This window comes from Limimaricola litoreus, assembly GCF_024159025.1.
Taxonomy (GTDB): domain Bacteria; phylum Pseudomonadota; class Alphaproteobacteria; order Rhodobacterales; family Rhodobacteraceae; genus Limimaricola; species Limimaricola litoreus.
Genome location: NZ_JAMYXC010000029.1, coordinates 1 through 22,501, shown reverse-complemented (window position 1 = coordinate 22,501; position 22,501 = coordinate 1). Strand labels below are relative to the sequence as shown.

General features: G+C 62.7%; 26 protein-coding genes. 16 read left to right on the top strand and 10 right to left on the bottom strand.

Features of this window, described 5'->3' with window-relative positions; genetic code table 11:
• Positions 1–396: 396 nt before the first annotated feature.
• A complete protein-coding gene (locus tag NHG85_RS02145; RefSeq protein ID WP_253329378.1) occupies positions 397–2,358 on the bottom strand; it encodes a RepB family DNA primase in 1,962 nt (653 codons plus the stop codon).
• A gap of 457 nt (positions 2,359–2,815) precedes the next feature.
• On the opposite strand from NHG85_RS02145, the gene NHG85_RS02140 reads away from it, so the two are divergent.
• Together NHG85_RS02140 and NHG85_RS02135 are read left to right on the top strand one after the other, a co-directional pair.
• Positions 2,816–3,073 carry a hypothetical protein gene (locus NHG85_RS02140; protein WP_253329376.1) on the top strand — a complete coding sequence of 86 codons (258 nt, stop codon included), beginning with the start codon at positions 2,816–2,818 and terminating at the stop codon, positions 3,071–3,073.
• 210 nt (positions 3,074–3,283) lie between these two features.
• Positions 3,284–4,327, top strand: coding sequence for a TRAP transporter substrate-binding protein (locus NHG85_RS02135; protein WP_253329354.1), 1,044 nt, complete (start codon positions 3,284–3,286; stop codon positions 4,325–4,327).
• A 6-nt stretch (positions 4,328–4,333) separates the two neighbouring features.
• Here the strand turns inward: NHG85_RS02135 and NHG85_RS02130 are convergent, their stop codons facing one another.
• Positions 4,334–5,497 (bottom strand): winged helix-turn-helix domain-containing protein, encoded by a 1,164-nt coding sequence (locus tag NHG85_RS02130; protein WP_253329353.1) that lies wholly within the window; start codon positions 5,495–5,497, stop codon positions 4,334–4,336.
• A gap of 163 nt (positions 5,498–5,660) precedes the next feature.
• Between NHG85_RS02130 and NHG85_RS02125 the strand changes: the two genes are divergently transcribed.
• Together NHG85_RS02125 and NHG85_RS02120 are read left to right on the top strand one after the other, a co-directional pair.
• Positions 5,661–6,182, top strand: a complete 522-nt coding sequence (locus tag NHG85_RS02125) for a DUF6647 family protein (RefSeq protein ID WP_253329351.1) — start codon at positions 5,661–5,663, stop codon at positions 6,180–6,182.
• A 149-nt stretch (positions 6,183–6,331) separates the two neighbouring features.
• Positions 6,332–6,676, top strand: a complete 345-nt coding sequence (locus NHG85_RS02120) for a cupin domain-containing protein (protein WP_253329349.1) — start codon at positions 6,332–6,334, stop codon at positions 6,674–6,676.
• A 53-nt stretch (positions 6,677–6,729) separates the two neighbouring features.
• On the opposite strand, the gene NHG85_RS02115 is transcribed toward NHG85_RS02120, so the two are convergent.
• Together NHG85_RS02115 and NHG85_RS02110 are read right to left on the bottom strand one after the other, a co-directional pair.
• A complete protein-coding gene (locus tag NHG85_RS02115) occupies positions 6,730–7,086 on the bottom strand; it encodes a helix-turn-helix domain-containing protein (RefSeq protein ID WP_253329347.1) in 357 nt (118 codons plus the stop codon).
• 153 nt (positions 7,087–7,239) lie between these two features.
• Positions 7,240–7,455, bottom strand: a complete 216-nt coding sequence (locus tag NHG85_RS02110; protein ID WP_253329345.1) for a hypothetical protein — start codon at positions 7,453–7,455, stop codon at positions 7,240–7,242.
• Positions 7,456–7,621: 166 nt separating this feature from the next.
• On the opposite strand from NHG85_RS02110, the gene NHG85_RS02105 reads away from it, so the two are divergent.
• The 3 genes from NHG85_RS02105 to NHG85_RS02095 all read left to right on the top strand — a co-directional run bounded on the left by NHG85_RS02105 (position 7,622) and on the right by NHG85_RS02095 (position 11,204).
• A protein-coding gene (locus NHG85_RS02105; RefSeq protein ID WP_253329343.1) for an IS3 family transposase occupies positions 7,622–8,763 on the top strand; the annotation gives its coding sequence in 2 pieces (ribosomal slippage) (positions 7,622–7,862 and positions 7,862–8,763; 1,143 coding nt in all).
• Between the two features lie 155 nt (positions 8,764–8,918).
• On the top strand, positions 8,919–10,247 hold the full coding sequence (locus NHG85_RS02100) for a tyrosine-type recombinase/integrase (RefSeq protein WP_253329341.1): 1,329 nt from the start codon (positions 8,919–8,921) through the stop codon (positions 10,245–10,247).
• 195 nt (positions 10,248–10,442) lie between these two features.
• A complete protein-coding gene (locus NHG85_RS02095; RefSeq protein WP_253329339.1) occupies positions 10,443–11,204 on the top strand; it encodes an HNH endonuclease family protein in 762 nt (253 codons plus the stop codon).
• Positions 11,205–11,329: 125 nt separating this feature from the next.
• On the opposite strand, the gene NHG85_RS02090 is transcribed toward NHG85_RS02095, so the two are convergent.
• Positions 11,330–11,758, bottom strand: a complete 429-nt coding sequence (locus NHG85_RS02090; RefSeq protein ID WP_253329337.1) for a VOC family protein — start codon at positions 11,756–11,758, stop codon at positions 11,330–11,332.
• Between the two features lie 68 nt (positions 11,759–11,826).
• Here NHG85_RS02090 and NHG85_RS02085 point away from each other — a divergent pair, with 68 nt between their 5' ends.
• From NHG85_RS02085 to NHG85_RS19945, 3 genes are all read left to right on the top strand, one after another.
• Positions 11,827–12,414 carry a TetR/AcrR family transcriptional regulator gene (locus NHG85_RS02085; RefSeq protein ID WP_253329335.1) on the top strand — a complete coding sequence of 196 codons (588 nt, stop codon included), beginning with the start codon at positions 11,827–11,829 and terminating at the stop codon, positions 12,412–12,414.
• Between the two features lie 258 nt (positions 12,415–12,672).
• Positions 12,673–13,200, top strand: a complete 528-nt coding sequence (locus NHG85_RS02080) for a GFA family protein (protein ID WP_256500052.1) — start codon at positions 12,673–12,675, stop codon at positions 13,198–13,200.
• A gap of 1 nt (position 13,201) precedes the next feature.
• A complete protein-coding gene (locus NHG85_RS19945; protein ID WP_440339600.1) occupies positions 13,202–13,546 on the top strand; it encodes a DUF6958 family protein in 345 nt (114 codons plus the stop codon).
• On the opposite strand, the gene NHG85_RS02075 is transcribed toward NHG85_RS19945, so the two are convergent.
• Together NHG85_RS02075 and NHG85_RS02070 are read right to left on the bottom strand one after the other, a co-directional pair.
• Positions 13,441–14,091, bottom strand: a complete 651-nt coding sequence (locus tag NHG85_RS02075; protein ID WP_253329331.1) for a LysE family translocator — start codon at positions 14,089–14,091, stop codon at positions 13,441–13,443. The two genes, NHG85_RS19945 and NHG85_RS02075, sit on opposite strands and share 106 nt — an antisense overlap.
• Positions 14,092–14,297: 206 nt before the next feature.
• Positions 14,298–15,206 carry a permease gene (locus tag NHG85_RS02070; protein ID WP_253329329.1) on the bottom strand — a complete coding sequence of 303 codons (909 nt, stop codon included), beginning with the start codon at positions 15,204–15,206 and terminating at the stop codon, positions 14,298–14,300.
• A gap of 205 nt (positions 15,207–15,411) precedes the next feature.
• Between NHG85_RS02070 and NHG85_RS02065 the strand changes: the two genes are divergently transcribed.
• Together NHG85_RS02065 and NHG85_RS02060 are read left to right on the top strand one after the other, a co-directional pair.
• Positions 15,412–16,290, top strand: coding sequence for a LysR family transcriptional regulator (locus NHG85_RS02065; protein ID WP_253329327.1), 879 nt, complete (start codon positions 15,412–15,414; stop codon positions 16,288–16,290).
• 410 nt (positions 16,291–16,700) lie between these two features.
• On the top strand, positions 16,701–17,159 hold the full coding sequence (locus NHG85_RS02060; RefSeq protein WP_253329325.1) for a DUF2267 domain-containing protein: 459 nt from the start codon (positions 16,701–16,703) through the stop codon (positions 17,157–17,159).
• A 97-nt stretch (positions 17,160–17,256) separates the two neighbouring features.
• Here the strand turns inward: NHG85_RS02060 and NHG85_RS02055 are convergent, their stop codons facing one another.
• Complete coding sequence (locus NHG85_RS02055; protein ID WP_253329323.1) at positions 17,257–17,595, bottom strand: VOC family protein; 339 nt, start codon at positions 17,593–17,595, stop codon at positions 17,257–17,259.
• 272 nt (positions 17,596–17,867) lie between these two features.
• Between NHG85_RS02055 and NHG85_RS02050 the strand changes: the two genes are divergently transcribed.
• The 4 genes from NHG85_RS02050 to NHG85_RS02035 all read left to right on the top strand — a co-directional run bounded on the left by NHG85_RS02050 (position 17,868) and on the right by NHG85_RS02035 (position 21,622).
• On the top strand, positions 17,868–18,446 hold the full coding sequence (locus NHG85_RS02050; RefSeq protein ID WP_253329321.1) for a TetR/AcrR family transcriptional regulator: 579 nt from the start codon (positions 17,868–17,870) through the stop codon (positions 18,444–18,446).
• 184 nt (positions 18,447–18,630) lie between these two features.
• Positions 18,631–19,401, top strand: a complete 771-nt coding sequence (locus tag NHG85_RS02045) for an alpha/beta fold hydrolase (RefSeq protein ID WP_253329319.1) — start codon at positions 18,631–18,633, stop codon at positions 19,399–19,401.
• 326 nt (positions 19,402–19,727) lie between these two features.
• Complete coding sequence (locus tag NHG85_RS02040) at positions 19,728–20,558, top strand: protein NO VEIN domain-containing protein (protein WP_253329317.1); 831 nt, start codon at positions 19,728–19,730, stop codon at positions 20,556–20,558.
• The gene (locus NHG85_RS02035) at positions 20,555–21,622 is read left to right on the top strand and encodes a hypothetical protein (RefSeq protein ID WP_253329315.1); all 1,068 of its coding nucleotides are present in this window, start codon (positions 20,555–20,557) and stop codon (positions 21,620–21,622) included. The genes NHG85_RS02040 and NHG85_RS02035 overlap by 4 nt, the downstream gene beginning before the upstream one ends.
• A gap of 132 nt (positions 21,623–21,754) precedes the next feature.
• Here NHG85_RS02035 and scpB read toward each other — a convergent pair whose 3' ends face one another.
• Positions 21,755–22,339 (bottom strand): SMC-Scp complex subunit ScpB, encoded by a 585-nt coding sequence (gene scpB / locus NHG85_RS02030; RefSeq protein WP_253329313.1) that lies wholly within the window; start codon positions 22,337–22,339, stop codon positions 21,755–21,757.
• A 2-nt stretch (positions 22,340–22,341) separates the two neighbouring features.
• On the bottom strand, positions 22,342–22,501 hold a 160-nt coding region (locus NHG85_RS02025), incomplete at its 5' end, for a DUF1403 family protein (RefSeq protein WP_253329483.1).

Below are 22,501 nucleotides of genomic sequence, written 5' to 3'. Positions count from 1 at the left end.
CCTTGGCCGACTTTGTCACGACCGTTCTATGGTTCGGGTTCAGGCCGATCCTGTCTCTCGCAGGTCGTATCAAAACCCGAGGTCGATCGTGGGATCCACCGTGCCGCGCGCTTCCTTGAAAGCTTCTGGAAACCGATTAGGCACCTCATGTCGTTGGGAACGGCCGTCTACAGGGGGCAACCCCCTGCACCGACGAAGTCCGGCCCAAATACCACCAAGGCACCTCCGGCCGATAAAGGCGAGGACAGGACCGCTCTTTGCGTGCTTATCGAGGGGATCGCGGGCTCCCAGCCCGAACTTGCGGACAAGGGCGACTGCGACCCTGACGACGAGTGCATCGCCCCATTTGTGGGCCCTCGGCATGTTACCTGCCCCTCCTCGGCGTGATCCGGTGGTTCATGCTATCATGAGACGCCAATTGCAGGAGAACCCATGACCACGTTCGAGATCATTCTGTCGGTCACCTCTGTTGTCGTCGCCATCGGGGTGAGCCTCTGGATGCGGCATCTCGGGAACACCGCTGGACGGGATCGGCCCAGGGATCCCGAGCGCCTTCAGCGCTTCCTCGACACCGCGCCTTACGAAAACCTCGACAAGGTCATGCGGCCCGGCTGGCGCGACCGCGATTGAAAAGGGGCGGATGCCCGGCTCGAGCGTCCTTTTGACATCATGCGGCTCCGCGGCGGCATCCCTGCGCAGAGCGTGACGGTTCGATGGGGCGGGTCCGACGTTGCTGACGGGGGCAAGCACCACCTGATGCAGATCCCCCTCGTCTGCCTGAGGGTCAGTCACGGCCTGTCCTTCCGGCATCTCCGCGCGATATCCGTCGACAACCAGCTCTGTCCGGGCCGATACCTCCGATGCCTCTCGTGCCACCTTGTCGATGCCCTGTCGCTCTCCCGGGCTTTTGGCGGGGTTTTCGGCGCCTGCAATGGGCATGAGCGTATTCTGAGTGGCCTGAGCAGGTGTCCGGGTAACTGCCTCCCCCTCTCCCAGCCTTCGGCATAGCGAAGCTCCTTGTAGTGGGCACGAACCTGTCTCACCAGAATGCTCTTGGGTCTGCCGCGGGTTTGAGGTCTCTGCCTCGGCCTTCTGCCGGCGATACCAGGTGGCCCGCGAAATACCCTGCGCCTCCCACGGCTTCGTGCGGGATATTGCGTTCTCGGCGAGATAGCTCGCGCGGGTCACGGCCCCGGAGGCCGCGCGGCGCAACCGCTGCTTGCCGGCTTTCTGACGCCTGCGTGCGGTGAGCGAGAAGATCTGCCGCAGGCCGAGCGCGTGGGCCATCTTGTCCGAAACGCAGAGCAGCTCGGCAAGCGTGGCGCCGGCATAGTGGTAGCGGCCGTCTGACATCAGGGACCCGCTTCGGGGAAGCGCTGCCCTTTCCGCGGCATGCCTGGCGATGGCGCGCACCTCGTTGGCCGAAAGCCCCGGGGTCGCGACGCGCGCCATCGCATGGGTCCGCGCGTCGATATCTCCGGGGGTCTCTTGGTGCGTCAGGCAGGTGGCCCACAGATGCAGCCATGTGTTCCGGTGACCTGTTGGAACACGACCGCCCCAGGCATCCAACAGACATTCCAGGTCCTGCTGGATTGCGAAGAAGCGCTGGCCGGGGCTCAGCCTGGATCGGCGCGGCCCGCCCTGCCCCGACTGAGCCTTCCGCTTCTTCCGCGCCTGCAGGTCCCGGCGTGTCGGCCGGCCGGCGGCGATGTAGATCCTGTCTGCGAGATCTTCGAAGGAATGGCGCTGCAGGCTTCCGCCCAAGATCTCGACCGTGCGGCCGCTCTTGAGGTTGACCGAGCCCGGGATCCGAAACACCCGGGCGGTGTCGCAGCAGCGGGGATCCGCGCCGTAACGCCGATACAGGCTGATGAGCGCTTTCTGCGCCGCGCTCCAGCGCCGTCTGGCCTTCGGGGGCAAATCGTTGATCAGCCAGATCGCCGCAAGCCCGCGCCCCGTGAAGTTTACGAAGGACGGGGCCGGCAGGCCGCGGCGCTCGACATCGCGGGTGAACTCCCGTGCCCAGGCTATCGGATTGGAAGCGAGACTCCGGGGCGCGAGGTCGATATCGAGGTCCAGGTAGAGGGCATTCAGGGCGGCCAGCCGCTGATCCCGGCGGGGGCCATGAAACCGGTTCAGGGTGATGTAGGCATCCGTGCCGAGGCAGCACTCGGCCATCCAGGGTGCCTCACGGGTCCCGTAGATTTTGCTGTGCATACCCTTGCCAACTATGGCCGTCATGATCGTCGACTTTCCGATCGACGTGATCGGATGCAGCAACCTCACGTAGTCTGCCGTGGTCAGCTGTTGCACCACCGGCTGGGCGTCGAGGAGATGAGTGGGGTCCAGATGTTCCATGCCGGGAAACTGGGTTCACGGCACGGGCTGCAGAAATGTCTGTCAAGAAACGTTCCACCGGGGGGTCTTGCCGGACGGCATGGCGAAAGAAGCCCCTGGTTGCGGACGTAGTAGAGATCAACGCAACGGGGAACCGATGCATTTCGGGATCAAGCATAAACCCATGTTTGGTTTGATCGTGCCATTCAGACACCGACGATGTTCGATCATCGCCGTCACGGCGAACGCAACTCTCGAAAAGGCTCTGCGAGGGTGCAAGGAAACTGCAGGCTGAGCAGAAACAGTGTCATACTGGAAGCGGCCACGCTCCCGGGTAGGGACAAGAGCTGCCATTGCTTCTCAAACCTTTCCGAACTTTCTTTTTTTGGTTCCGGCCGTGAGACCCATTTACCCTCTGCGATGGTCACGCAGGGGGCGATCGCATGAACCAAAGCAAATCAAAGAAAGTAATGAAGAAATGAAAATCACTGAAATCCGCCTCATCGACGAGGTCTTTCTCGAGGCGCACATCGACGCCGATGACATGCAGGAGGGCCTCATCGTAGACGCCGAACGCATTCACCCTAATATGCCTCTTCACCTCAGTGGTGCCCGCTGGGGCAAAAGTGGTAAAGATGCCATTCAATTCCTCACGTCCAACTTCGCGGAAATCCGCGCCCTCGTTGCAAACGCGTCAGAATCCCTGCGGCTGCCGGCGCGACAAGCTACCTCGTGATCAGCTCGCTTCGGCCGTGCCTGAGCAGTTCATGGGGGACTTCTCCCGCAACCAAGACAGTGCTCGGCCGAAGGGTCCGCAAACCGATGCGATCCCCATACGCGGCTTGGCCCGATCGGCCGACGCTGGCACGCGGTCTCCATGTTTGATCGGCAACTGGGAAGCGCGCATTATGGGCAATGCCAGCAGCTTCATGTGAAGGCGCGCGACATGTCATACCGCTCCCTTTTGAGCTGCCAGCTGGGCCCGGTAGTCATCGTGCTCGGCCTGACCGCCGGCCCGGCATCGGCCGGCGAGGACGTCCTGCGGTGGCGCATGAACAGCCTGCTCTACCCGAAGCTCTTTGGCGAGGCCGGGTCCCACTTCGCGACGCAGGTGGAGCGTCGGACAGGGGGCAGCTTCGTCATCGAGGTGCATGATCGGATGGTTCTCGATCAGGACAGCTTCGGCGCGCTCGAGGCCGGGCTGATCGACGCCGTCTGGGGCTCTGCCGGCCACCATCATCGCGAGGACCCGGCGCTCGCGATCTTCAGCGGCTTCCCTTTCGGGCCGGACCCCGAAAGTTTTACCGCCTGGATGCACGAAGGCGGCGGAGCCGAAGCACTCGAAGCGATCTATGCGCGCCATGGCCTCAGGAGCCTCTATTGCGGTGTGCTGCCGGCCGAGGGTGGCGGCTGGTTCCGCGCGCCTATCGAGACCGTCGGCGATCTCGACGGGCTGGCCATGCGCGTCTTCGGCTACGGCGCGCTGACGCTCAGGGCGCTCGGCGTGGTGCCCTACGAGCTGCCCGCCGCCGACATCCGTCCGGCGCTGGAGACCGGGCTGATCGCGGCGGCGGAGTTCTCGCTGCCGTCGATCGACGCCGATCTCGGCCTGCACGAGGCGGCGGGGCATCTCTACCTACCCGGTTGGCAGCAGCCGGCGACCTCGCTCGAGATGCTGATGCCGGAACGCAGCTGGGCGGCGCTGTCGGATGACCACCGATCCGCGATCGAGGCGGCCTGCGAGGCGACGCTGTCCTGGTCGCTTGCGATGGCCCTGGAACGGCAGGTAACAGCCTTGGATCGGTTCCGCGCCGAGGGGGTCGAGATCCACGACTGGCCCGAGGAAATCCTCGCAGCGCTGCGGCAAGCATGGACTGAGGTGATCGCCGAGGAAACCGCCCGCGATCCACTCCTTGACGCGGCCTGGAAGAGCTATCTGGCCCATGTCGAAGGCCAAGGCTCTGCCACCGCGCAGGGCTATATCGATTAGGACTGATCAGCCAGGCAGCCCGGCCCGTCGCAACCCGTCGAGGAACCGCTCCCGGCTGTCGCGATCGGACCAGCCGTCAAGCGATTGTGCCACGGCGGCGATGCTCCGCTCCGGGCGGCGGCCCGCAGCGGCCTGAATGATTGCGGCCGCCTCGCCGGTGCGGCCCGATTGCGCGAGGCTCGATGCCAGCAGCCAGCCGGGCCACCAGCGGGTGCCGGTGAAGGTGCCTGCGCCATGCAGCGCCCCGAAGGCTTCGGCCGCCCGGGCCGGCTCCTGCGAGACGAGATAGCTCAGCCCGGCCACCTGCCGATACCAGTCGGGTGGTGTTGGATCGAGGCGCAGGGCCCGCTCGATATGGCGCACGGCCTCGGCGCCGCGACCGGTCAGCGCCAGCACATGCGCCAGCACGGCAAGATTGTCTGCCTTGTCGGGCGCGATCGTGACCGCGGCCTGCGCATTGGCCAGCGCGTCGACCAGTGAGCGCATTTCGGGAAAAGGCGACAGCAGCCGCATCTCGGCCAGGAGCCGGTGCGCGCTGGCCGTGCCCCCGAGGGCCACGGCGCGCTTGACCAACTCAATCGCCTGCGCCATCTCACGCCGTCCCCCGCCCCAGGCGAGATGTTGAACCTCGAGCCAATAGGTCAGGCCGAGATTGGCCCAAGCCACAGCATCGTCGGGGTCGTCTTCGACCGCTGCCTCGAGCAGCATGCGCGCTTGCTCGTTGGCCTCCCGCCTTTGCCAGTCCCGTCCGTCGAGCAGCGCGCTGGCGGCCATGACTTGGCCAGGCGTTTCGGGCGGGGCGACCGGTCCGGCGGGCAGCCACAGCCACCCCAGCCCCGCCGCGGCGACCATCATGCCATGCCGGACCGTGCGGCCCGGCAAGGCTTTGGCAGGGACATCCTCATCCTCGAGCACGTAGCCGCGTCGGGGCACCGTGCGCAGCAGCACGGCGCCGCGCGGTCCCAGCGCGCGCCGGATGTCGCTGATGCATTGGGACAGGGAGTCTTCCGACACGATCACGTCTGGCCATGCGTCGCGCAGAAGATCGTCCTTGGCCACCAGTTCCCCGCGCCGCGCGATCAGAAGCTCGAGCACGCGAAAGGATTTGGCGCGCAAAACCCGCTCGGCGCCGGTCCCATCCTCGAGCCGGCCGCGTCTGGGGTTCAGCACGACGTCGCCGATCCGAATGGTCTCGCAAGCCTCCACGACGATGCCCCGGTGCTGGACCTGCCGATTTTAGCACGATTTCAGGCTTCCTTCAGGCCGTTTTCAGGACTTCGAGCCGTCCCCGATTGAAGCTTCGGGGACACCGTCACGGCCTCGGGAGGACCTCATGCTCCGCTCTGCCCTTTACATCGGGACGCTTGCCTTGTGCCTCTGGACCATGACCGCGGCGCCGTTGCCCGCCTCCGCACAGGAGGGGCGAATGCGCGAGGCACCGCCGCTTCTCGACACCCTCGCGCTGTGGCCCGAAGCCAATTTCGACCTGCCGCGCGCGACCCGCGATCCGCATCTCGTCACGCTGCCTGGCCCGGAACTGGTCGCGATGCGCTATGGTGAAGGAGCAGGCGTCGCCCCCGACCGGGTGGTTGCGCTCTATGACAAGGCCACCGGCACCATCTACCTCTCCGAGGGTTGGACCGGCCGCAGCCCGGCAGAGGTGTCGATCCTCGTCCACGAATTGGTCTACCACATGCAGGCCATGGCCGGGCACCGCTTCGCCTGCCCGGCCGCGCGGGAACGGCTGGCCTATCGGGCTCAGGATGCCTGGCTTGCCCTGTTCGGCGAGGATCTGGAGACGGCCTTCGACCTCGATCACACGATGCTGCTGGTCGGCACGGTCTGCACCCACTGACGGCCCCGGCTCCGCCGGAGGCGAAGCTCAACCCGCAACGTTGAAAGGAAACCACCATGTCGCGACTTCAACGCCATCCCCGGACGACATTCGCCCTCGGCCTCTGCGCTGGTCTCGTAGCCGCTTCTGGCAGCTTCAGTTTAGCGCAGATGTCGGGCCCGACCGAGCATGCCGGCCTGACGGTCGACCTGCTGGCCGAACTGTCTCCCCAGACCATGGAGGCTACCATTGGCCTCGCCGGCTACAGCTTGCGCATGCGCGCCGTCGAGATCGCTCCCGGCGGCCAGATCGCCGAGCATAGTCATGCCGACCGCCCGGGCATCGTCACGGTGATCGATGGCCAATGGGTCGAGGGCCAGCCCTCGGGCGAGCGCAGCTTCGATGCTGCCTCACATGGCACGTTCCCCGAGACTGAGGAAACAGTGCATTGGGTCTACAACCGCACCGAGGCCCCGGCCACGGCGCTGGTCTGCGACATCGCCAAGGTCGAGTAGCGCTTAGGTAACAAAATCGCGTTCCGCAGGACTGGGGGAGAGGCCAGTGCCACCTATTCCTGCCCCTCCATATTGGTCATGCTTTTCGCGAGGCTCAGGAGAGCTTGCTTCTGCCGCCCCGGCAGAGACATCCAGATCCGAAGCAATTCGGCCGAGCCGCGATCCGGGAATGTCGATAGCATCGGATCCGGCTGGTCCGTGCCTTCGAAGAAATAGGTGATGGGCAGGCCGAGTGCTTTGGCAATGTCCCACAACCGCGACGCTGAAACCCGGTTGGCCCCGGTCTCATACTTCTGGATCTGCTGGAACTTGCAGCCGACCGCCTCCCCCAAGTCCTGCTGTGTTTTTCCCCTCATCCAGCGAGCATGGCGGAGGCGCGTGCCGACGTGTTTGTCGATGGGGTGGGTCATGCCGTCCAATTCGATATGTTCATTCTGCACGGGGCCGCTGCGTTGCTGACTGATCCAAGAAGCTGCGCCGCCATTCTTAGGGGCATGGTATGGGTGGAAAGGGTCGGGAGGAAGCTGTCTGGTTGATGCCATGCCCCACGTTCTTCCTTCGCTTCAGTGAAACATCACATCGCGCAATACCGAGGCGGCATCGCCCCGGACGTCGCGGGGGCTTTCTCGATCCGAGATGGGAGAGGCCAGTGTGCTGCAAACCAGGATCAGCAGGTCGCAACGCCGGTTCGCCAGGGTGATCTCGTGATCGAACACCCGGCGACCATGCAGGCGTAATTGAGCCGACACCGCAACGACCGCCCTCTCTTCTCGGGCCATGATGCTTTGATACGAGGCACTCAAAGGGGCGAAGTCCTCCAGCCGAACCCAACGCAAGCGCGGAAGCGCCGCGAGCCGTGCCAGTGTCTCCGGGCCTAACAGGCCATTGAATAGCCCCGTGTCTTGTGGACGCCTTCTTCGCTAATTTTGAGGCAAGGAGGCCATGATGAGCAGCAGCAAGTTCAGCGACGAGTTCAAGCGGGATGCGGTCGCGCAGATCACCGAGCGGGGCTACCCGGTCAGGGAGGTGTCGCAGCGGCTCGGGGTCAGCCCGTATTCGCTCTACGCCTGGAAGAAGAAGTTCGCGAAGGCGTCATCCGGCGAGGCGGAGAAGGACACCGAGATCCGGCGCCTGAAGAAGGAACTGGCGCGGGTCTCGGAGGAGCGCGACATCCTAAAAAAGGCCACCGCGTATTTCGCCAGGGATGCAAAGTGAGATACGCGTTCGTGGCCGAGCATCGCAGTCAGTTCTCCGTGCGGGCGATGTGTCGGTGCCTGCGCATCCAGCCGAGCGGCTTCTATGCCTGGCTGAAGGCGCCGTTGAGCAAACGCGCTCGGGAGGACGAACGGCAGATTGAGCTTCTGAAGGAAGCGTGGGTCGAGAGCGGTAAGGTCTATGGGCAGCGGAAGTTGCACGATGACCTGGTCGAACAGGGCGAAAGCATCTGCCTGAACCGCGTCTCCCGCCTGACCAAGCTGGCCGGGATCACGGCGCAGATCGGCTACAAGCGCCGCCCTGGCAAGTATGGCGGCAAGCCGTCGATCGTGGTCGACAACACCCTGGATCGGCAATTTGATGTCGAGGCTCCAGATACGGTCTGGGTCACCGACATCACCTACATCCGGACGCAGGAAGGCTTCGCTTACCTCGCTGTTGTCATCGATCTCTTCTCTCGGCGCGTGGTCGGATGGTCCATGCAGTCGCGCCAGACGACTGACGTCGTCCTCCAGGCTCTGCTCATGGCCATATGGCGGAGAAAGCCGAAGGCCAAGGTGCTGATCCACTCCGATCAGGGAAGTCAGTTCACCAGCATGGACTGGGCCGCTTTCCTGAAAGCCCACGACCTCGAGCATTCCATGAGCCGTCGAGGCAACTGCCATGACAATGCCGTCGCAGAGAGCTTCTTCAACCTGCTCAAGCGCGAGCGGATCAGGCGCCGGACCTACCGGACGCGCGAGGAAGCCCGCCGGGACGTGTTCGACTACATCGAGATGTTCTACAACCCGAAGCGCAAGCACGCGCGGAACGGAATGCTGTCGCCCGTCGACTTCGAGTGGCAGCAGAAACTGAGGCACGAGGGCGTCTAAGAAACGCGGGGCTATTCACATATCGGACTGCCCTTCCTTCCGTGTAGGCGATGGCGCTTTTGCAAACCCGTTGCTCAATCGAACAGATGCTTCCCATATCCTTCGGTTTGACGGCAAACTGTTAACCAGCCGTTAACGGCCGCATGGAGTGCGTCATGACGCTGCCGGTGCCGTCGACACATGCGGTGAATGAAAGGTCATGTCCCTTCGCCGCCCCACGGACGATCGCGGAACTGCCATTCCGGGAGACGCCCTACTGGTGGTCGATCGCCACCTCCCGGCATCTCGGGATCTATCGCCCTCACGCCGGGGTCTGCACTTGGACGGCGCGTTACCTGTCCAGGGACAAGCTCTACAAGCAAAGAGCTCTCGGTCCTGCATTGGACGCGGGCCAAGGCGCCTTGCAGTTCGAGGCCGCATTGGATCTCGCCGAGGCATGGTTCGCGGCCCCGGATGTCGCCGACAAGGCGCATGCCACCCGGCCCGCCGAGCGAATGTCGGGGGTCAGCTTCTGCCCCATCGGGGATCTCTACACGGTTGGCCATGCCCTTGCCGACTACACCGCTTGGACGAAGATCGCGCATTCGCCGGGCGGGCACTACAACATGCTGGCGCTCATCAACCATCATCTGGCCGACGAGCTGCTGTTCGTGCCGGTCAACGACATCGTCCCTCATCACCTTCGGCGGCTGGCACATCGCGTGCTGGAGCGTCCACCGAAGTTCGGCTTCCAGCGCGAGCGGCCGAAGGTCCGGCTGTGCGACCTCACCTCCGAGGATCTCCGGCGCCGCAAGCGCACCTTCAACAGCCTGGTGACGATCCTGCGTATGGCGCTGCGCCTCGCATGGGAGAACGGTCATCTGGAAGCGGAACGCACATGGCGCTGCCTGCGACGGCTGCCGGTGAACCACACGCCCCGCAGGGACTTCCTCGACCGCACCCAATGCCGGCGCCTGCTCGACGCGTGCTCGCCAGCCTTGCGCCGCCTGGTGATGGCCGCTCTCTACACCGGCTGCCGCGTCGGCGAGCTGGGACAGCTGCGCGTGGAGGATGTCGCCTACCAGATCTACGGGCTGCGCATTCCGGCCTTCAAGCGCAGCCCCGCCCGCTTCGTCTTTCTGCCGGACGAAGGCATGGCCTTCTTCCAGCGGTGCTGTCTCGACAAAGTCCCCAAGGATCATGTCCTGCTCTCAGAATCCGGGAAGGTCTGGCGGCGTCAGCACGCGGGACCGTTTCGGCTTGCCGCTGCCCGGGCCGGCCTGCCACCGACCTTCGTCTTTCATGGCCTACGGCACACCTATGCCAGCGACCTCATCTGCCATGGCGTCCCGCTTGAGGTCGTGGCCAGACAGCTCGGCCATGCCGACACGCGAACGGTCGCATCGACCTACGGGCATCTGGCCGAGCGTTATCGGGAAGAGATGATCCGCAGCCGGTTCTCTGCGCTGGTCGATGATCCCGCAGGGCCAGAGTTGATCCAATAGCAGCACGTCGGCCGTGTCGTAACGCGCTCTTTGCAGATGGTCGGCCGAGGCGATCCGAGTGCGGTCATTCGTTTGCAACGCATGGCTTCTGTTTCGAGGTTAGACTGACACGCTCCATAGGCGCCACAGTTTCCCTCTACACAACCGGAGCACGCTATGCGCACATGGGCGCACATCCTTTCGATCAGGTGCCCCATGAGTTTCTTCCGCGCGATCGCGATCTCCGCTGCCATAGCCATACCCACGCTCAGCGCAGCTGATCCGGTGAAGATGTCGACCTCGAGGATCTGCCACTGCCCCGGTGGCTCCTACTATGCGCGGACGAAGAGCTTCCGTCCCTACCCCTCCATACAGGCTTGCCTCGATGCAGGGGGACGGCACCCCAAGAAGGGTCAAGGCGCTTGCGAACTCGCGTCCTCCACACCCGCCTTCAGCCGCCCGACTGCCAACGCCGTCATTGTCTCGGCTGGACGCGATAGCTACGACCGGGATCTGTTCGGAGGCTGGGCCGACGATGACGGGGATTGTCAGAACACCCGGCATGAGCTCTTGGCCGAGCTGTCGACTGGACCGGTCCGCTACTCAGGCGACGGTTGCCACGTGGAGCGAGGGCGCTGGAATGACCCGTATTCAGGGCAGATCCATCTTAATGCCGCAGCGCTCGACATCGATCACCTCGTGCCGCTGGCCTACGCATGGGCCCATGGTGCTGACATGTGGGCGGAAGAGAAGCGTCACCGCTTCGCGAATGATTCCGTAAACCTGTTCGCCGTTGAGGCCTCGGCGAACAGGCAGAAGGGGGCATCGGGACCGCTCGCATGGCTGCCGGAAGATGCAAGCTTCCACTGCCAGTATCTGCTCCGTTTTACTCGGGTGTCGGAATCCTATGGCCTTACGTTTTCTCCGCCGGAGGCCGACGCCATTTATGGGCTCGTTCAAGAGAAGTGCGGGAGCTGAATAACCTCCAGTGCAGCCCTAAAAGACAGACATAATGGACGGAAAGCGGTCGTTCGCTGCAATTGACATGAACGGCCGCTTTTCCTCGCAGACAGACTGACCGGGCTGAGCACAATAACTATGAGTTAGCTTGGTAAGGCATTCTCGGCGAACTGACCTGCGAACGCCTCGCTCGGTGGTATGGGGGTGATGACGTCGATCAGCACCCCTGCCGGGTCGCGGGTGATGAAGTGTCTCTGCCCGAACGGCTCGTCGCGAAGGGGCAGCAGGATCGGCAGGTTTGCTGCCGTCAGGGCATCATGGATAGCGTCCACATCGGCGACCTCGAAGTTCAGGATGAGTCCCGCCGCGCGGGAACCTCGGGCCTCGGCCGGGATGGTCTCGTGCGACGCGTCCAGGATGGCCAAGTTAACCGTGTCGTCCTCGATTGACTGGAGATGGATATACCAGTCGCTTTCGAAGCAGGGCCGGAACCCGAAATGCGTCCGATAGAAGGCGCTGACTTCGGCGACGTGCTCGACCATCAGGACCGGGTAGTATTGGGTGATCTTCATGGCTTGAATCCTTCAAGCTGAATCGCAGGGACCCTCTGCGCCACCATATTAACATACAGGCTGTATGTATGAAAGAGAGACGTTCGAACGCTGACCGCAGCAACGCCACTCGGCACGCCTTGCTCGACGCGGCCCGTGAGCTGTTCCTATCGGAAGGGTTTACCGCGGTGGGCACGCCAGTGTTGGTCAAACGTGTCGGCCTCACGCGGGGCGCGCTCTACCACCATTTCGCCGACAAGCAGGCCCTGTTCCTCGCCGTCGTCGAGGAAGAGGCAGCACGGATCGCAGTCGAGATCGAGGACGGTTCTGCCGGTGCTGGAAGCTCGCTGGATGCGCTCATCCAAGGAGCCAACGCCTACTTTCGTGCCATGGAAATTCCGGGCCGGGTTCGGCTGATGCTCTTGGATGGGCCTGCCGTGCTCGGGCCGGATGAGATGCGCCGCATCGACCGGGAAACCGGAGGTCGGGAGCTGCGCCACGGCCTCGCAGAGGTGATGAGGCGTGACGGAGACGACCCCGAGGTCGAGATGCTCGCCGATCTGGTCTCGGCGATGTTCGACCGGGCGGTGCTTGCCCGGGATGTCTCGACAGGGCCAGGAGATTACAGGGAGATGGTTGCAGCGGTTCTGAAAAAGCTCGTGCGCGAAGGAAAGTAGGCCGCTCTGGCCGTGCCGAGCGTCATGCTTCGCAGGCGCACCGGGCCCGGCACTCGTGCGATGACGGCCTTGCGCAGCAAACTCCCGTGCCGCCCTGTCGGTGAAACCATGCTCGCGCGGTTGCGCTGGATAGAAGCGATCGGTCGTTCGACACGCTGGCGTTCACTCAGGTCTCTATCGCGAAGCCCACCGTCTTGACCGGTCGAGCAGGCCGATCCAGTCGGCTCCTCGTATGGTTGCAGTAGCGGATTTGATGCAATGCCCAGTCTCGGATGTCGATGCGGAGCGGTGCGCCTGACGGTCGAAGGCCCGCATATCGCGTCCGTCGAATGTCTATGCATCAGTTGTCAGAAGGCAGCACGGGTTCTCGAAGCTCTCCCGGGAGCTGAGCCGATCCTCGACGTCAAGGGCGCCACGCCGTTCGTCCTGCATCGCAAAGACTGCGTCGCGATCGTCGCCGGACAGGAAAAGCTCATGTCGCATCGGCTCACTGATGGTGCCGGCACCCGCCGCGTGGCCGCCAGCTGCTGCAACACCCCCGTCTTCTTGGAGATGAAGGGTGGCCACTGGCTGAGTCTCTATGCCGCGCTTTGGCCCAAAGCCGACCGTCCGGTCGTTGAACTGCGCACCATGATAGGCGAGCGCGATGACTTGCCGCGCGACCTGCCCAACCTGAAGACCCACTCGATCGGCTTCTATGGCCGCCTGTTCGGCGCATGGGTGAGGATGGGGTTCAGAAACCCCCGGTTCCCGGACAGTGGAGAGCTGCCTTTGGAAGGCGGATGAGATGATCGAGATCAGCAGCGCGACTTCTGCCGACCGCACCGAGCGCGTCGATCGTGCGAAATACACCGCGATGCGGGATGCGTTGTTACCAGTGCTGCCGGACACACTACCCGGAATGACAGTCGCTGAGGCTAAAGCGGCGCTGCTGGAACACCTGTCCCAGGAGCACATCCTGGGGGCGAGAAGGCCGGAAGGTGGCTCAAAGCCATGGCCCATTGGGCAACCGGTTGCGCAGCCCTTTCAGGTTTCCCGTGCCAACCGAAGGCCGAACGCAACAAGCAACAGCCCGCTCGCTCCGTCGATGGCGCGCCTCACCGTGCGACGTAGAAGCAGATTACGAGCCTGATTGACCGCCAGCGCCATGCCAATGAGCCAGAGCGTTCCGAATGCCGGCACCATCAGCGCGAGCATGAGCCAGTGCATGACGGGAGCGGTGGCTCCAACGAACTGCGGGAGCAGCGCAAGGTAGAATACGAACATCTTCGGGTTGGTGATGTTGCACACCATACCGTCTCGGAAACCGAAAAGAGCTCCATCGGCCTTTCTCCCTTCTTCTTGCGCATAGGTGCCACTGATGGCGGAGCGTAGAGCGCCGATGCCAAGCCACAGCAGATAGGTAACGCCCAGCCACCGGATCACCTCGAACATGGGCTGCACCGCGACAATTACAGCGCCAATGCCAATCGAGACGAGAGCTGCCTGTATCGCAGAGGCCAAACCAATCCCAAGCGCAGTTGCGATCCCGGCGATGCGCCCTCTGACAAGCGTGTTCCGCAGCACCATCAATTGGTCCACACCTGGGATGAGGATGACCATCACCACGATCGCGATGAACTCTACCGACATATCTGCTTCCTGGAACACCGAGATCTGAAGCGACGTAATCCACATGCCGACAATGGCAATTTCGAGTTACCTACGAAGCTGACATCAAACATGCATGCCCCCCATATCTTTTTCGGGAGCCTTTACTCGACGGGCCTTCGCACTTCGGGGTGCAGGTCACAACGATACCAAGGCGCGGCCGCAATATCCGCTTCGAGCCCATCCTGTTGATTGCTGCGCCCACATCACAAACTTGGCTATTTCCGTAGAAATCATACGATCGAGTCGAAGAGGTAGCCTGCGATCAGCGATCCCGAGATAGCCAGCGCGAGATACAGGAGGAACGGCTTCAGCCTGAGCACGGGGAAGATCGCCATTGCGCCCCAGATGCTGACCACGCCTCCCGAGACGAGAAAGGCCATGGCAGCTCCCGGCGACATGCCGTGATCCATCAGACTGCGCGTCAGGGGCAGCGCCGCGTATCCGTCGAGATAGGCGGGTGCGCCGACAAAGACCGCGAACGGAATGGCCCACCACACATCATCACCAACATAGGCCGACAAGGCTTCTGGTTTCAGGGTTGCGTTCAAAGCGTATTCCGCCGCGAAAGCGGGGATCAGGCAAATGAGGATCAGCCGCGTCGTGGAGACGAAGTTCTGCCGGAAGACCTCCCGCCGCCCGGGGTCGGTCCAAACCTGTGCTTCGAACGGCAACGGCGCTCCGCAAGTCTTCTGCGACAGCCTGCCGACGATGCGATTGCGGCGCAGGGGAGCAGTCGCCCAGTCTTGTCTTGCGAAGATCGACGTGACCGATCCGCCCCAAAGGCCGAGGCCAAAGGCCGCAACCGTCTTGCCTGCCGCGAACCCGAACCCGAGGGTTGCGGCCGTCGCCGCCAACATCGCCGGATCGGTGATCGGGGACGACAGCCAAAAGGCCATGATGGGCGCCAGTGGAATCCCCGCTGCCAGCAATCCAGCCATCAACGGCAGGACCGTAATACCGCAGACCGGTGTGATCGCCCCGACTGCGGCCGCTGCGATAATCGAATAGGCCACCTGTCCTTCGAAAGCCCTGACGATATGGGCATCCGCCCCACTGGCCATGATCCATGCGGCCAGAACGATACCGGGAACGACAAGCGGCGCGACGGAGACGAGGCCGAAGACTACAAATCGGGCCATGGCCCATGCTTGACCGGGCCATATCACTGAGCCCATAGCGATCACGATCAGACACCCCAAGACCAAGGCCTGTCTGGATACCGAGCGCGTTTCATTCTGACTTTGGTCGAACACCATGCATCTCCCCGGATCGATGCCTCGAGCTTGGGGTTCGCTTGGGTATATGTGAAACGAGTTGTTTGGCTATCAGGCATGAGGTTCTCGAATGGATCACTTGAGCAGCGACCTGTTGCGGACCTTTCTGGCTGTTGCCGAGGCGGGCAGCGTGACGGAGGGGGCTGCCCGGGTCTATCGGTCGCAATCTGCTGTTAGCCTTCAGATCCGAAAACTCGAGGACATCGTAGGTCGATCTGTCTTCGACCGGCATGGTCGCGGAGTCGTGCTGACGGATGCGGGCGAGCGTCTGCTACCGGTCGCGCGGGATGTGACCCGAAAGCTGGATGCGACGTTACGCGAGCTGACTTCGGACGACCTGCATGGCAAGTTGCGCCTTGGCATTCCCGACGACCAGACGAAAGACCGGCTGTCCCGGATCGTAGCTGAGTTCGCGCAATCCCATCCGCTGGTCGATCTGGATGTCACCTGCGCCCTCAGCGCGGGGTTTCCCGATGCGCTTGCATCAGGTGCCCTGGACATCGCGATTTTCGAGGTGGCGCATCCCGAACCGGGAGCAGATGTTCTACAGGAGGAACGGACTTGCTGGATGATGTCGCATCATCACGATCTCCTGCTCCACGATCCACTGCCCATCGCGCTCTTCGACCGGGATTGCTGGTGGCGTGATGCGGCTTTGGGCGCCTTGGGTTCGATGGGGCGCCCCTTTCGCATCGTCTATTCCAGTCAAAGCGTTGCGGGTGTCGCCGCAGCGATCGAAGCTGGCATCGCTATCGGATTGCTGGGCACGTCCAGCATGACCGAGGATCTGCGGAAGCTTGAACCAGAGGATGGATTTTGCGACATGCCGGTTTCTCACTTGGTGTTAGGGTCGCGTCCTGACGACATGACGCCACCAATCCACGCCATGAGAACCGCGATCCGAAGAGCTTTTGGGGCGGGCGGACAAGTATCCAGAAACGCCCGGTAGGATGCGCCTCGATGTCATCCTCTGAATGGCAGGAAGGTCCGCGGAGCGGTCCCCTGTGATAAGCGACGCGAATGGTCGCTCTCCGCCCTTCCCTTGAGAGGTTCTCGCAGGCGCGGCGGAAACTGTGCAGATGCAGCGGACGGCGAGGTCTACATAGCCGACTGGGAGGCAGGAGGCGTTGCTGCACAGCCCAGCCACCGGCCACTTCGGCTAATCTGCGTCCCGGCATGGCGCAGCCTGCGAATGTCGGCGATGGGCCCGGCGAACGAGGTAGGGAAGAGCGGATTGAAGATCTTAGCTGTGCTCTACTGAGGTCCACTGAGCGGACGAAGCTGAGGTCGACTGCCTCGACAAGCGTTCCACGACAACTAAGCTTGCAGATGATGATACAATCAAGGAAACAGCGATAAATGCCAATGCCGTGGACATATCGGCACGCCACCAAGGAATGGCGGGCTTTCCTCGACGATGCCAAAGAGCGCATGTCCATTGAGTCAGATAACATGGCCTACACTGCTGTAGACGCGGTATTCCAAGTGTTCCGCCGTCGTTTGACTGCTCAACAGGGGCTGGAGTTCGCAAGCGTTTTGCCCTGTGTTCTCCGTGCCATTTTTGTTGAAAACTGGGATGTTACGCATCCTCCAGCGACATTTCGCGATCGAGAAACCCTCGTAGCTGAGGTGAAGAAAGTGCGAGTGAACCACAACCTGACGCCAGACAATGCAATAGAGGCGACTGCATGGGCCGTGCGGCGATGCACGAATGGAAGAGACTTTGATCGCATGCTGGCGAAGCTACCAGCCGAGGCGTGCGCGTTTTGGCATGTCGACGTCCTTGATCCTGCTGAACTGGAGCGAAGGATTATCTAACTGGCGTGGAGCATCCATCACTGTGGGCTCGACCCAGACATTCACTGCACATCACATCGTGGTCTGCTAAACGGGATGAAGCCGATGTTCACAGCAACTACTTCGGCTCTGCCAGCACCACCGTATTTCCGTCTGGGTCTTTAAGCTGTGCAAATGACGCGAAATCCCCAACAACAATCTCACCCACCGACAAACCAGCCTTCACCAGCCGCTCGTGCTCGCTTGCAAGGTCGCTCACGATCAGCGTCATCGAACCGTGACCTGCCTGATCGGAGTTGGAAACGAGTTGAAAACCTGCGTCTGGTCCATGATGCCATTCCTTGAGGCCGTCCATGGGATCGACGTCGCTGCGTCGACCAAAGAGCTTCTGATACCAATCAGCACTCGACTTGGTGTCGCGGCAATTCAATTGAGCGAAGATCTTGAGTAATGCCATGCCGGGAGCTTTCCATAACGAGGCTGTCGAAGCGACTTCGGGCTCGCGGTAGTCATTCGCTGCGCGGGCACTGAAAGCCAGCTGTGCGGAGGAAGCCGAGATTCGCCGATTTTGAACCAATGATCGCTGTTCGGACCGAGGACGGTCCTTGTCGCCAAAGGTTTGGCAAGATCGAAACACGCGCCACCCTGGTTGCTCGTCTCATTCGGAGTGTTCGACCAGCCGCCGAAGATATATGCTTTCATTCATGAATAATTTTCGAGCCTGATCCCTTGCCACGCCCCAAGACCGTTTCCGATGAAGATGTCCTTACCGCGTCTCTCAAGTTGCTCGGAACTGAAGGACTAAGCTTCACATTGTCCGATCTGGCGCGCTCTGTCGGCTTGTCACGTGCGACGCTGATACAACGCTTCGGTGATCGGGAGGCGATCCTTCATCACATGGCCGCGTTCGAAGCCAAGGCGACGCGGGCTTGGATCGATACCTTCCCGATTGAGCGAGGTCGGACTGGCCTGTGGAGATTCCTCGAAGAGATCGTGGAAAGCATGGGAGCGGGTGACGGGTTTTCGGCGCGGGTCCAGATCGCAGCACTGGAAGCTCGAGATCCGGTGATGAGACACCATGCGCAGGAACGCTACAGGATCGTGCAGGATGCGATCGAAGCGCGGCTTTCGGACGGGCCGGACCGTCGCGAAGCCGCCGAACATTTGCACGGGGTGATTGCCGGTGCGACCATGCAGTGGGTTGTCAGTGACGGGTCTCTGGAATTATCGGATTTCGTGCTCCGGAAACTCCGTTTCGCCTTCGATCTGATCGACGAACGCTTGACTCTAACACAAGGAATTAAATAACCAACATGTAGGTTATTTATGGGGTTGTGTTGAGACGACGTGTGCTTCTTAGCGGTATCTGCGCTCTGACCGCGTGTCCTCACCTCGCGGTTGGTCAGGATGGGAAACCCGCGATATGCGAATTGTAGAGACCCGGGACGTTCACATCGCTACCCAGGCATTCGGATTGCCGGCCGACCCAGCCTTGGTTCTGATCATGGGGGCGACCGCCTCGATGCTAAGTTGGCCGGATGCGTTCTGTCATGCCCTCGCGGAGCAAGGCCTCTACGTGATCCGCTTCGATCACCGCGACACGGGGCAGTCCACGACCGTTCCGCCGGGCGCGGCGCGCTATGCGGTCGAAGATCTGGCCGAGGATGTCATCGGTATTCTGGATGGCTATCAGCTGGAGCGGGCACATGTTCTGGGCATGTCGCTCGGCGGCTATTTGGCGCAGATGCTGGCGCTTGAACACCCAGATCGCGTTCGGTCTCTCTCGCTCGTCGGCTCCGAGCCTCTCGGTTGGGAAGGACCACCGCTGCCGCATATCTCGCAGGCATTTCTCCAGCACTTCGCAGATCTCGAGCATCTGAATTGGGTGGACCGGGAGGCCGTCACCGACTTCCTGCTGACGAGCGATCGTCTCAGTGCCGGGTCAGGAGAGCCCTTCGATGAGACAGCCATGCGAGCGCGGATCGCTCAAATCCTTGAGCGCACCGACAGCCCGGCGAGCATGTTCAATCATGCCACCCTTGATGTTCGCCGGGATTGGACGGGCAGATTCCGTGACATCTCGGTGCCTGTGCTGGTCCTCCACGGTGAAGAGGACCCCATTCTTCCCGTCGCAAACGGCCAAGCCATTGTCGACGGCATCGAAGGCGCGGAGCTTGTCGTCCTGCCCGGTGTCGGACATGAGCTTCCACCAGTGCAACATCGAAGGATGGCAAAAATTATCTCCGATCATCTGCGCCACTGACGTCTCGGCAAATGGATCGTTCTTTCTCAGGTCACCTGACGTTGGGGCTGTGGGGTGCTTTCTTTGCCACAAACCCTTTGCGAGGCTCTGTCCGAGCCTGGCACGATAGTAACCAATTCAAGGATTTAAGCAGATATTCATGCCTTGCGCAGCATCGGTCAATCTGAGCTCGAAGCGGACCTTCGCTACGCAAGGCATGAAGGTCAGCTTAGGGCCGTTCGCTACAGGATCTCAGGGAGCGCCGTTTGATCGGCTCAATACCCGTGGGGCCCTTTGATGCGCCGAACCTTGATGACACCCAACCCGCCCCACCGTAGCGTGACAGCATGAACGCGAGCGATTGGTCAGACTCCGAGAACGACGCCGTGGTAGCGGCTTACTTCGCAATGCTCAGTGATGAGCTGTCCGGACGACCCTACAACAAGGCGGCCCAGAACAAGGCCTTGCAGCAGCAGATCGGGCGCAGCCGGGGCTCCATCGAGTTCAAGCTGTGCAATGTGTCCGCGGCCTGTCTCGGCCTCGGACTGCCGATCATCAAGGGCTACCTGCCCCGGTTCAATGTCCAGATGTCGCTCGCAGAGGCCGCCGCCCGATGGCTCGCGCGGCACCCGGAATGGGAAGCAACTTTGCATGGCAAGGCCGTCCCGCAGATAGCCGAGGCCGCCATGCTCCAAGTTGGCGTCGCACCGACCCTGCGCAACGCACTGCCCTCAGAAGATCTCGAGCACACGCAGCGTATTGCACGACGTTTCGACGCGGCCGGCCGGGATGAGCGCAACCGCGCCCTGGGCCATGCCGGCGAAGAGCGCGTATTTCGCCATGAGATCCATGCCCTACGGCAAAGCGGCCGCGAGGATCTGGCGCGTCGAGTTCGCTGGGTCTCGCAGGAGGATGGCGATGGCGTGGGCTACGATATCGCCAGCTTCACGCCCCAAGGCCGGGAGCGCCTCATCGAGGTAAAGACCACCAACGGGTGGGACCGCACGCCCTTCCACATTTCGCGCAACGAGCTCAAGGTGGCGCAGGAGCGCCGCGACGACTGGCACCTTTTTCGGCTCTACGAGTTTGCGCGCGCGCCGAAGGCGTTCGAGCTGCGGCCCCCTCTCGACGCACATGTCTCGCTGACCGCTACGAGCTTTCGGGCGAGCTTCCAGTGACCGATACGCCGCGCAGTTTCGCCCGCACGATTGGCATCGATTATTCGGGGGCCGAGACCGCCGAGGCGAGCCTCAAGGGATTGCGGGTCTATCTGTCCTTCAGTGACGAGGAAGCGCAAGAAGTCCTGCCCCCGGCCGGGCCGAAGAAATACTGGACCCGGCGCGGCTTGGCGGCATGGCTGATGCAGGAGTTGGACGGCCGTGTGCCGACCATCGTCGGCATCGATCACGCCTTCTCCTTCCCAATGCGCTACTTCGAACGCCACCGCCTGGCACCGGACTGGTCGAGTTTCCTGGACGACTTCTGCGCGCATTGGCCGACGGACGAGCCGCACACCTATGTCGACTTCGTGCGGTATGGCCACGTCGGGAACGGGGCGGCCAGGACGGGCGAAAGGACCTGGCGCCGTCTGACCGAGGAGGCCACCGGATCGGCGAAGTCGGTGTTTCATTTCGATGTGCAGGGCTCGGTGGCAAAATCCACCCATTCCGGGATCCCCTGGCTTCGGGCGCTGCGCAGGGCGAAGCCAGAACTCCACTTCTGGCCGTTCGATGGATGGATGCCAGCGCCGGGGGCCTCGGTTGTCGTCGAGGCATATCCGCGGCTCTGGAGCGCGAACTATCCGCGAAGCGCGCGCACGCCCGACCAGCACGACGCCTATGCCATCGCGCGATGGCTTCAGGAGGCCGATTGCAGCGGTGATCTGGCAGGCGCCTTCGCAGCGCCTGAGCCCGAACCAATCGCCCGGATGGGACAGGTTGAGGGGTGGATCCTCGGAGCCACTTGGCCGCCAGCCAAAAAGCCAAAGCCAAAGCCGAAGCGGAAGCCGTCCCTGCAGGGAGTGGCACCGGCCAGGACGACACGGCCGGGCTTCCTCAATCGCAACGACCAGGAAGTCCTGCGGAAGACCGACCTTCCCGGCAACGACCACAACCAGCTCGTCTACATCCTTCGATGCCGGCGCTGCGGCGAGCGTTACGGGGCGAACGGCTCGGACATTTTTCAGCGACGCTGCCCGGCCTGCGGGGCTGGCCGGCCAGGGCTGCCGATCGATCACGCATGATGAGGAGCAACTCGAGCCGCCGCATGTGCTGACCGATATCTGCTATGCTTGGGGCCGCCGATAAGACAGACAGAAAACGAGCGAAGCTTTTGGCGGGTGACAAAGGAGGTTCGGCGGATGACGATCCCGCCGTTATTCCACCCTACCCCCCGCCAGCCCCGCATCGCGCAGAGCTTCGACATCGGGCAAGTCCCGCAGGTCCGAAAGCCCGAAGGCTGCAAGGAAGCCCGGCGTGGTGACGTAGGTATAGGGCGCACCCCGCCGCGGCGCGCGCGGCCCCGGCGCGATCAGCTCGCGTGCCGCCAGTCGGCCAATCAGCTCACGGGAAATGTCGTGTCCGAAAATCTCCCTCAGGCCATCGCGGGTGATCGGCTGGTGGTAGGCGATGGCGGCGAGCACCGCGAGATCGCGCTCCGACAGGTCGAACTCCCGGTCCCTCACATCGGCGGCAGCGCGGACCACCGCCCCATAGGCGGGCCGGGTCCGCAGCATCCAGCTCTCGCCGATCCGCACGACCTCGTAGGGCCGGTCGGCCAGCTCCGCGGCGAGATCGTCGAGCAGCAGGTCGAGTGCCGCCCCCTGCCCCACGACCCGGCCCAAATCGGCGCGCGGCACCGGCCGAGCGGAGGCGAACAGCACCGCCTCGACCCGCCGCATCCACTCACGCCAGCGCAGTTCGGGTGGCAGCTCGGCCAGTTCGCGGTCGATCATGTCCATGGTCAGAGCCCGTAAAGGCGGAAACTGTCACGCCCGGTCAGCTCGCGCAGCGCGCCGAGGGCCACCAGCCGGTCGCAGAGCCGCCGCGCGGCGCGGTCCGACATCAGGTGGGTAAGCGCCGCCGGAGCCAGCGCGTCCTGCGCGAGAAACAACTCAAGGGCT